This window comes from Acinetobacter sp. ABJ_C4_1 (genome assembly GCF_044538495.1).
GTDB classification, from domain to species: Bacteria; Pseudomonadota; Gammaproteobacteria; order Pseudomonadales; family Moraxellaceae; genus Acinetobacter; species Acinetobacter nosocomialis_A.
Window position 1 is genome coordinate 110829 of the sequence record NZ_JBIUCQ010000011.1, and the last position, 9540, is coordinate 120368.

Here is a 9540-nt window from a genome sequence, read left to right on the forward strand (position 1 = left end):
TGTTATGACAAATCCGAATGATTCAAACTGGATAATTTATGGAGCAAATGGCTATACGGGCGAGTTAATCGCTCGTGAAGCTGTACGCCAAGGTCTAAAACCAACTTTGGCTGGTCGTAACAAAGCTAAGGTTGAAACATTAGCTCAAGAGTTGGGACTCGATTATAAAGCTTTTGGGCTTGATAACGTAAATGCGGTCAGTGAGCAACTGCAAGGCTTTAAATTGGTCATGCACTGTGCGGGGCCATTTTCAGCAACATCAAAACCCATGATGGAAGCGTGTATAAATGCAGGTGCTCACTATCTAGATATTACGGGTGAAATCGCTGTATTTGAGTTGGCACAGTCACTTAACAGCCAAGCTGAAAAAGCCGATATTGTGCTTTGTCCGGGTGTTGGTTTCGATGTGATTCCGACAGATTGTGTTGCCGCTGCACTGAAAGAAGCATTGCCAGATGCGACCCATTTAGCGCTTGGTTTTGACTCTAGAACAGGGTTTTCGCCGGGTACAGCTAAAACAAGTACAGAAGGCATGGCCGAAGGCGGAAAAATTCGTAAAAACGGAAAAATTACTACCGTTCCATTAGCACATTATGTTCGGACCATTGATTTTGGTGACGGTAAAAAAAGTGCCATGAGTGTTCCGTGGGGAGACGTATCTACAGCGTTCTATACAACAGGTATTCCAAACATTGAAGTATTTGTTCCAGCATTTCCCAAAATGATTTTTGGCGCGAAAATGATGAACTATTTACGCCCAATATTAAAAATCAATGCTGTGCAGAAGTTTATTAAGTCACGTATTGAAAAAACGGTTGTGGGTCCAAATGAAGAGCTTCGTGCGAAAGTGCCTACCTATGTTTGGGGGGAGGCAAGAAATACGCGTGGGGAAATCAAAACTGCTCGCATTCAAACGGAAAATGCTTATAGCCTTACCGTAAATGGTTCACTGACTGTGGTGAATTATTTACTCAAAAATACTGTTAAAGGTGGTACATATACACCAGCAAAACTGATGGGCTATAAATTAGTGACCGAGCTGCCGGGTTCTGGTCCGCTGGTCATTAATTAAAAGCTTTTATTAAAACAGCATGTTTATAGATAGTCCCGAACAAGGAGTCATTCTTGTTCGGGTTATTTTTAAATATTTCAAGTAAATACGGCCTTATATAGATAAAAAGAAAAACAAAAACAAAACACTCCATAAGAAATAATTTAAATTGAATATACTAAGAAGCGATAAAATTTTTTTTATAACAAAGGAATGAAAATAATGAGAAAACTCATACTATTTCTACATGCATCGCTAGACAGTTTTGTCGAAGGACCAAATGGGGCAATGGACATAGGTTGGATTGCTTACGATGCCGATTTAGCAAACCATGCCAAAGAAATTTTGAGCACTGCCGATACGGTGATTTGGGGACGTGCGACCTACCAGATGATGCATAATTACTGGCCAACCATGCTTTCAAATCCAGAAGCTTCGGAGCACGAACGAAATCACGCGGAGTGGATTGAAAAGACTGAAAAAATCGTTTTTTCAACCACCTTAGATACAGTTGAATGGAATAATTCCCATCTTGTAAAAGACCATGTTGAAGAAGAAATTAATAAGCTTAAACAGCAAGCGGGTAAGGATATGGTGATTTTGGGGAGTCCACGGTTCGCACACTATCTGATGCAACTTGATTTAATTGATGAATATAAGATTACAGTTTCGCCCGTCTTAATTGGTAGTGGCTTGCCACTATTCCACGGTATTAAAGAAAAGACCAATCTTAAACTTATTGAAAATAAAACTTTTGCTTCTGGCGCCATTGGTCTTCACTATCAAAAGATTGACTGATTTTTTCTATAATATCTGTATGAAAAAAACGAATTACAGCATTGGTCTGTAATTCGTTTTTTTTAGATTTATAGAGTGCTACTTAAACGCTTTGATTACTTAGTCGATACCAGTACCCATCTATTCAACGCGAGAGCAGTTAACTCTATTTAAAGTTAAACATTACGGTGCTTTTACTTTATCAAAATAGAGATTCATAAGACGTTCTGCATTTTGCTCGCATGTAATTTCATCGGGTTTGTTGTTGATCGCATCAATCATGGTACGTAAGTTTTGCTTACTGACTTTTAGCTTCTGTTCTAAAAGTTCTATTTCCTGAATTTTGGTTTCAATCGTTTGAATAAGTGCATCATGATCCCAAGCGACAACTTTCGATGGCAAAAATGCTTTAATTTCTGCTAAAGAAAACCCGACTTGCTGGGCTTGCTGGATTAAAGAAAGTTGCTTCAAATCGTTATCGGTATATTCACGATAACCATTCGATTTTCTTTTTGCTTTAGGCAAGAGTTTGATCTGTTCGTAATAACGAATTGTAGGGGTGCTTAAACCACTTAGTTTCGATAACTCGCTAATATTCATAGCCACATACTCTCTTGACATTCAAGCTAACTTTAAACTTATAGTAGCATAAAAGCAAGGTTCATAACTTTACCAAGCACGCATTTTCAGTAACAACTTTCTATGCTTTGATAGACGAAAGAATAGAATTATAAATATGAAGAATGAGGTGAGAAAATGTCTAAACGCATATTACACATCGTGACCAATGTTTCACGCTATAAGGATGTAGATCAACAAACAGGACTGTGGTTAGGTGAGCTCACCCATGCCTATGACGAGTTTGAAAAGCAAGGCTATGTGCAAGATATCGTCAGTCCAAATGGCGGAAAAACTCCAATTGAACCTAAGTCACTTGTGCCTTTAATTGCAGATAAATCTGTTAAAGACAGAGAAAAAGATCAGGCTTTTATTACGCTACTGGCAAATACATTTAAGCCTTCCGATATTCATTGGGAAGATTATGACGTGATTTACTATACGGGTGGTCACGGTGTGATGTGGGATTTTTTAGATAACCCTGAACTGCAAGAAATCACCAAAAATATTTATGAAAAAGGCGGCATTGTTTCGAGTGTTTGTCACGGATATTGCGGCTTGCTCAATGTCAGACTTTCAAATGGTAAACGACTCATAGAAGGCAAAAAGTTAACTGGCTTTGCATGGAGTGAAGAAGTGTGGGCAGGGGTAGCGAAAAAAGTGCCGTACAATGCTGAAGAGTTAGCGAAAGAATATGGTGCTCGTTATGAAAAGGCTTTTATTCCTTTTGTGCCGTATGTAGTTCAAGACGGCAACTTGATTACTGGTCAAAACCCATTTTCTGCTAGAAGAACAGCTTTAGCGATTATAGAAGAGCTTGAAAAGAGTGCTTCGTAAAAATCACTCAAAGTTATAAACAAGATAAGGCGAACACTTAAAATGAGTGTTCGCCTTACTCATATTAGACTACGAACGCCACCAATAATTTTCGGCATTTGGTTCATTTAAATTGAGTATTTGACCCATTTGCGGTGTGCTAATGGCTAAATTATTTTCATGTGCCAAACCAACAATACGTTCAAACGGATCATCCCAAGCATGAAGTGCCAAGTCAAAAGTACCATTGTGCACAGGTAACAAATGGCGACCTTTTAAATCGATATGTGCTTGCAAAGTTTGCTCTGGTTGCATGTGAACATCGGGCCACTCAGGGTCGTAAGCACCCGTTTCTAACATGGTCAAATCAAACGGACCATAACGGTGTCCAATCTCTTTAAACCCATCAAAATAGCCTGTGTCACCGCTAAAAAACACACGTAAGTCGTTATCAATAATCACCCACGAAGCCCAAAGCGTCGCATTGCTATCGCCCATACCACGGCCTGAAAAATGATGAGCAGGGGTAGCCACCAATTTTAGTCCATCCACATGGGTAGTATCCCACCAATCAAGTTGTTGTACTTTTTCTGCTGGAATTCCCCATTTAATGAGTGTATCGCCCACACCAAGCGGTGTTAAGAAGTGCTCAACTTTATCGTTAAGTTGCATGACCGCATGGTAGTCGAGGTGGTCGTAGTGGTTATGCGACAAAATCACGCCTTTAATCGGTGGTAAGTCGGCAATGCTAATCGGTGGCTGGTGGAAACGTTTTGGGCCAATCCACTGAAAAGGTGAAGCGCGCTCAGAAAAAACAGGGTCGGTTAACCAAAACTCATTACGCAGTTTTAACAAAATGGTTGAGTGGCCCAAACGAAATAGAGAGCGGTCAGGCGCACTTAAAAGCTGTTCTTTTGACAAACTTAAAACAGGAATTTCTTTGTTAGGTACTGTGTCTTTTGGTTTGTTAAATAGAAACTTCCACATAAGTTGAAGTGTTTTACCAAAAGAAGGCTTGTGTTGGTTCGGACGCGTATTTCTAAATTTGCCATTGTGCTGCTGAGATGGCATTAAGGGAGAAGGCAAGTCTGTTGTGTTTGAAATAGTCATCTTGTTTTTCCTTATTGGAACAAACCTATATGTGCAAATAAGAACTTGGGCTAAGTACTTATTTTGATTTAATTAAATGAGTATTTACTCACTCATTAATTGGTTTAAAAATAAGGACGCCGTGCATCCTTATTCTTTTATTTAAATTGAAACTGCATGCCAAAACGCTTCAAAGCCAGATTTGCGATAAAGCTCAGCTTGAGAAGGGTCTTGGGCAATAAAATTAAGTGTAACTTCGGCAAGTGCACCTAAAATCGAAGCAATAAATAACGGTGGATAATCTCTTAATTTGCCGTCATTAATACATTCTTGAATATTTTGGGTGAGGTCACAAAAGGTTTGCATACCAATTTGTTTGCTTTGCTCGGTAATTTGTTCTGATGTTGAAAGCTGCGCCATCACTTTACGCTTAAGGGGAGCTTCTAAACTCCAGTCCAAATAGCTTTGCCAAATGTGCGACATTTGTGTTTGCAGGTCAGCATTAGTCGGGTAACTAAGCATCATGACCTGACGTAGCTCAGCCTTTAGCGAAAGATATAACTGGTTAAGCAGTTCTTCTTTATTACTAAAATAGGTAAATAAAGTACCTTCTGCTACGCCAGCAACTTTAGCAATTTTTGAGGTAGATGCACGTTCACCAAGCTCTGCTAATGTTTCAATAGCAGCACTTAAAATTGCATTACGTTTATCTTCACTACGAGGACGAGCCATATACAAATAAATTAATTGAGTGATTACTCAATCATACATGAAAATAATGAGAGAACAAGCCCTATTTTTATGTGCCTTTGGTTAGGTGAAAATGAGCATTACTTAGCAACCCATTCATTATTGTACAAAGTGTTAATCCTTCTTGGTGGTCGCTCCCTTGAACCACAAGGTTACCTTTATTGTCCCACACGCTACATTTACCGGCTGCCTTCCAGCCACCTGTTTCACTGATAAAGTTTGAGAGCAAGACAGAGCTATTTGTTTGCTTAGCAATATTGGATAACAACTCACTGTCTGTAGTAAAACCTCCGTTTGAGATTAATGCACTGACCAGATATACATCTGCGTTGGCAGCTTGTGCATCTAAGTAGTGTTGAGGTTCAGTAAAGTCCGCACAAATAGCGAGTGAGATCTTTATCTGATTGATGACAAAGAAGTAGTTGTTATTGCCAGCTGTGCAGTAATCACTCTCGTTTTGATGGAGGTACTGTTTTTGATAAAAATTAACGTCTCCATTTGGATGGCAGATAACAGCACCGATATATGGTTTTTTTTGTCCGCTTTTTAAGGGGCATCCAGCAATAACCGTTAAATCGTTTGAAATCGCAGCATTAGAAAGTTCATGGATTAAGGACGATGTATGACATATGGCTAGATCTGTCAGCATTTCAAGTTCATATCCTGTTAAGGATAATTCTGGAAATATCACGACATCAGCTTTTAAATGTGCTGCACGCTCACATAGTTTTTTATGAGTTTTTATATTTTCTTCAATATTGCCTTTTTCAACCTTGTGCTGTGCTAGAGCGAAGCTAACTTTGCTTTTCATCAAACCATGTCCTTTTGTATTTCATCTTCAACCATGACTTTAGGTAACCATATAATGCCTAATTCATCCAAGCCTGCTTTTAATTGTAATCTTGTATGGTTATCTACTCACATACCTAAAACCATGATTGTCATTATGACAATTTTTATAGAGCTTAGAGCAGTAATGGTTTTATTCCTCATAAAAACTAATTAAATTACTGTGTAAAATTAAATTGTTAAGCCATTATTTAAGGTGTTCCTTAATTATGTAATTTAATGAAAAACAATAATTAATTAAATAATTTCTAGCCAATTTCGCATTGACAGCTCAAATCTTGAAGATTACCATTTGCGGGCTGGCCTACATTGCCAGTCGGTTTTGACGGACCGATGATCGACCACATCAGATTATTCCTTTCTGAGGGATAGTTTTATGTGCGCACACCTCGTTCCCTCCCGTAGCGGTAGGACGGGAGTGGGACACCTTCGGGTGTGCTGGATGTCGAACCCAGTCCGTCAACCTGCTTCCGTTCTGCCACCATAATTTATAATGCTTTGGCAGAACTCCCAAAAGAAGGAGTTGGCTATGCATATTCATAAATTATTGGCAGTCACTGTCAAAATCTATATCGACACCACTTAAATTACTTTAAAGCAGCTCGATCGCCGTAAGGCTTTTCAGACTTTAAATCATTACGTCTAAAAAACTTGCTTCAACAATAAAACTTGAGATGTGCCAAGCACAGTCTTTACGGCTTTGCTGTGCCTTTTTTCTCCCAGAAAAGGCACAGGCTTTTTAATCTCTTTTAGAAACAACAAGAACTTAAAACGGTAAAACTATGCCAAATTTAGAAATATCTTCGAAAAAACTACATGTTGTTCAAACTGCTATACGCCTATTTATAACTTACGGGTTTCACACAGCAGGTGTAGACCTGATTGCTAAAGAAGCCCAAATCACCAAATCTACGTTTTATAAATATTTTGGCTCGAAAGAAGGTTTAATTGAAATGTGCATCGCCTTTCAAAAAAGCCTGCTCAGAGAAGAAGTGCTTGCCATTATTTATTCAAACCGTTATTACACTTCAAAAGATAAACTCAAAGAAATTATTGTTTTACATACCAATTTAAACAGTTTGTACAACCTTTTGCTTAAAGCCATTTTTGAAATAAAACTGCTTTATCCAAAGTCCTACAGTATGGCCCTTGAATATCGAAAATGGCTACGCCATGAAATTTTTGACCTAATTTTTAGTGGAGAAATTCACGAGCCAAAATTCGATGCCGACATGGTTTTAAACCTGATAGATGGTTTGCTGCTACAGGCTTTAAGCTCAAATAGTTTGGATGAACGGGACGTGGTGGTAGAGAGGTTTTTTAGGGGTGATTGAAACGGAGGTACAGGATAGTTTTTATATTGTTAGTATAGGTTTATTTAGTATAATTAATAGAATTTTCTATATTTAATTCAAGAATATTACAATGGATGCAAGTGGTTTATTTACTGTTTTGGGAATTTTTGTAGCAATTATCACATTAATATCTGAAGAAAGAAGACAAGATTTTTTCTTAAGAGCATCTAAAGGATATTGGCTATGTTTTCTTGCTTTAAATCTACTTGCATTAGGAGTCATTTATTCTAGTGTGCTAATTGTAGTTGCGAGGTTAAATCCAATTAATTATTTCTGGGGATTTGATGAAAAAATAGCAGTTTTATCTTGTGTTATTGTAATGAGTATTTTATTTGTTTATAAGCTATTAGGAAGGAAACTACCACAATTACAATATAATAAATGGACTGATGTTTCTTATCGTTTATTAAGGGAGAAAAAGTACTATATTTTAAGTTTTTTACTTGAAAAATATCTTGACCAATTTTTAGATATTGTTAATAAAAAAACAATATATGAGAAATTTTATAACTACATTTTTAAAAACTCTAGAGCAAGTCCTGAGGAATTTTTGAGTGCTTCACCAGTCCATATTTCTAATTTTATTAATATCAAAAGGTTTATATTTAAGAAAATTTTAGTAGTTTTACCAAGCGAAATCGGTCACAAAACTTTGATTTATCAATCTATTGAGAAACTATTAAAATCACCAGGTTTCTTGGTTTATTTGGTAGAAATGCATCCAATAATTGCAGTTAAATTAACTTCTAGTCGTTCATTTTTACAGATAGATGAGTTCACCAATAACTTTTTTAAAAATTTAATTTCTATCAAAAATAGTATTTTATATAGAGAAATTAGAGATAATCAACATTTCATGTACTCAACTGGGTATCGTATTGAGCCAGAAAATTTTGTTCTAAGTTATTACTTTTTAGATCCTAATGTAGCGATTAATGCTAATATTTGGAAACCAGTTGGGGATTATGTTTGCAAATATATTAAAGAGCAAAGTGGTAAGGATAATTTTTATAACAGTTATTGTGAATCTTTTAATTATACGGAAGAGCCATGGGAATGTCCAATTTTTGTTGGTATACATTTTTTTGATATAATGGTTAAAAGTGCTATATACACTAAAACGAATGATCATATGTGGTTAATGTATTATGAATATTTCTTAGATGAAATATTAAATAATATTAATAGAAGTAAAAATTCAGAGACTTGGCAAGAGTTTCCATTGAAATTTGATTATTTAATCTACTGCATAATTTCGAATTGTTCTGATTGGGTAATAGCTGCAAAATATTTATATAAAGGAAATGAAAATATTAAACCTATAGAATGGGCAAGTTATACCCTCGGTACTTTATTGAGGAAGATTTTATTGTCTAAGAATATTGATTTTAAACAAAAAATATATTACTTAGAAATCGTTTTAAAGACTATGAACGAATTAGATGATGCAAAACAAAAGCGTTTATCACAGCAAATATTTTGTACCATAATAAGAAAGTATAAAGATACTGTACCAGATTCGAATATTGGTTGGTTAAGGTATATTTATATTCAAGTTGATCACGTATTAAGGTTGTCGGGTTCAACTTTTGATAATGAAATAAAAAAAGTACCTTAAGGTACTTTTTTTATTTATAAGTATCTTTTTTATTATAAAAGATTATATCTCTGGTAAATCTTGAAAAGAATTAATTTGATTTAGATAGCTATCATTTTTTATAGGTTTTACTATATATTTTTTATGTATTTGCGGTGATTTTCCTTTATAAATAAAATTCTCAACATTGATAGCTACAAGACAGTTTGTTGTCCCACATTCTAAAATTTTACCTTTAAGGGGATAAGGTACATTTTTATAGATTTTATTTAAATGCATCTCGATTATTTCATCCTTAATTGGTAATTCACGATCTTCAATTTGAATACGTTCTTTTGCATCATGTAGACCTGTTTTTTCCATATCTATAAAGAAGAATAGTATACTAATGATAACAAGATATAAAATAATAAGATAAAAATAGTAGCGAATTACTTCTTTCATTCCTTGATCTATATTCTTAAAGTCAACTTTACTATCCCAATTAATAGATTTTTTAATAATATTATGTGTTTGATCTGAAATAATATTTAAGAGTATTTTTATAGAAAGTTTATCACTACTTTTTTGTTTAAATTTTTCTTTTATTTTTTGTTTGTAATATAAAATACCTACTAATATTTTAGGTGGAATAATAG

At 35.5% G+C, this 9540-nt stretch carries 10 protein-coding genes; 5 read left to right on the forward strand and 5 right to left on the reverse strand.

Translation table 11 applies throughout. The annotated features are described in order from the left end of the window. Positions 1 to 4: 4 nt before the first annotated feature. On the forward strand, positions 5 to 1072 hold the full coding sequence (locus ACIF8R_RS13675; protein WP_396481341.1) for a saccharopine dehydrogenase family protein: 1068 nt from the start codon (positions 5 to 7) through the stop codon (positions 1070 to 1072). A 201-nt stretch (positions 1073 to 1273) separates the two neighbouring features. Further along, positions 1274 to 1849 carry a dihydrofolate reductase family protein gene (locus tag ACIF8R_RS13680; protein WP_396481343.1) on the forward strand — a complete coding sequence of 192 codons (576 nt, stop codon included), beginning with the start codon at positions 1274 to 1276 and terminating at the stop codon, positions 1847 to 1849. A 162-nt stretch (positions 1850 to 2011) separates the two neighbouring features. Here the strand turns inward: ACIF8R_RS13680 and ACIF8R_RS13685 are convergent, their stop codons facing one another. Continuing rightward, the gene (locus ACIF8R_RS13685; RefSeq protein WP_396481359.1) at positions 2012 to 2428 is read right to left on the reverse strand and encodes a MerR family transcriptional regulator; all 417 of its coding nucleotides are present in this window, start codon (positions 2426 to 2428) and stop codon (positions 2012 to 2014) included. Between the two features lie 156 nt (positions 2429 to 2584). On the opposite strand from ACIF8R_RS13685, the gene ACIF8R_RS13690 reads away from it, so the two are divergent. Beyond that, a complete protein-coding gene (locus ACIF8R_RS13690; RefSeq protein ID WP_396481345.1) occupies positions 2585 to 3283 on the forward strand; it encodes a type 1 glutamine amidotransferase domain-containing protein in 699 nt (232 codons plus the stop codon). 69 nt (positions 3284 to 3352) lie between these two features. Here ACIF8R_RS13690 and ACIF8R_RS13695 read toward each other — a convergent pair whose 3' ends face one another. The 3 genes from ACIF8R_RS13695 to ACIF8R_RS13705 form a co-directional block, all read right to left on the reverse strand. Next, positions 3353 to 4372 (reverse strand): MBL fold metallo-hydrolase, encoded by a 1020-nt coding sequence (locus tag ACIF8R_RS13695; RefSeq protein WP_396481347.1) that lies wholly within the window; start codon positions 4370 to 4372, stop codon positions 3353 to 3355. 141 nt (positions 4373 to 4513) lie between these two features. Then, the gene (locus ACIF8R_RS13700; protein ID WP_246980223.1) at positions 4514 to 5083 is read right to left on the reverse strand and encodes a TetR/AcrR family transcriptional regulator; all 570 of its coding nucleotides are present in this window, start codon (positions 5081 to 5083) and stop codon (positions 4514 to 4516) included. Between the two features lie 67 nt (positions 5084 to 5150). Further along, positions 5151 to 5912: a carbon-nitrogen hydrolase family protein gene (locus ACIF8R_RS13705; protein ID WP_396481349.1), complete on the reverse strand. Its 762-nt coding sequence runs from the start codon at positions 5910 to 5912 to the stop codon at positions 5151 to 5153. Positions 5913 to 6732: 820 nt separating this feature from the next. On the opposite strand from ACIF8R_RS13705, the gene ACIF8R_RS13710 reads away from it, so the two are divergent. After that, positions 6733 to 7284, forward strand: a complete 552-nt coding sequence (locus ACIF8R_RS13710; protein ID WP_396481351.1) for a TetR/AcrR family transcriptional regulator — start codon at positions 6733 to 6735, stop codon at positions 7282 to 7284. Between the two features lie 91 nt (positions 7285 to 7375). Next, entirely contained in the window at positions 7376 to 8923 is a 1548-nt protein-coding gene (locus ACIF8R_RS13715; RefSeq protein WP_396481353.1) for a hypothetical protein, read from the forward strand. 42 nt (positions 8924 to 8965) lie between these two features. Here the strand turns inward: ACIF8R_RS13715 and ACIF8R_RS13720 are convergent. Then, positions 8966 to 9540, reverse strand: a 575-nt coding sequence (locus ACIF8R_RS13720) for a hypothetical protein (RefSeq protein ID WP_396481354.1), incomplete at its 5' end; no start/stop codon positions are given.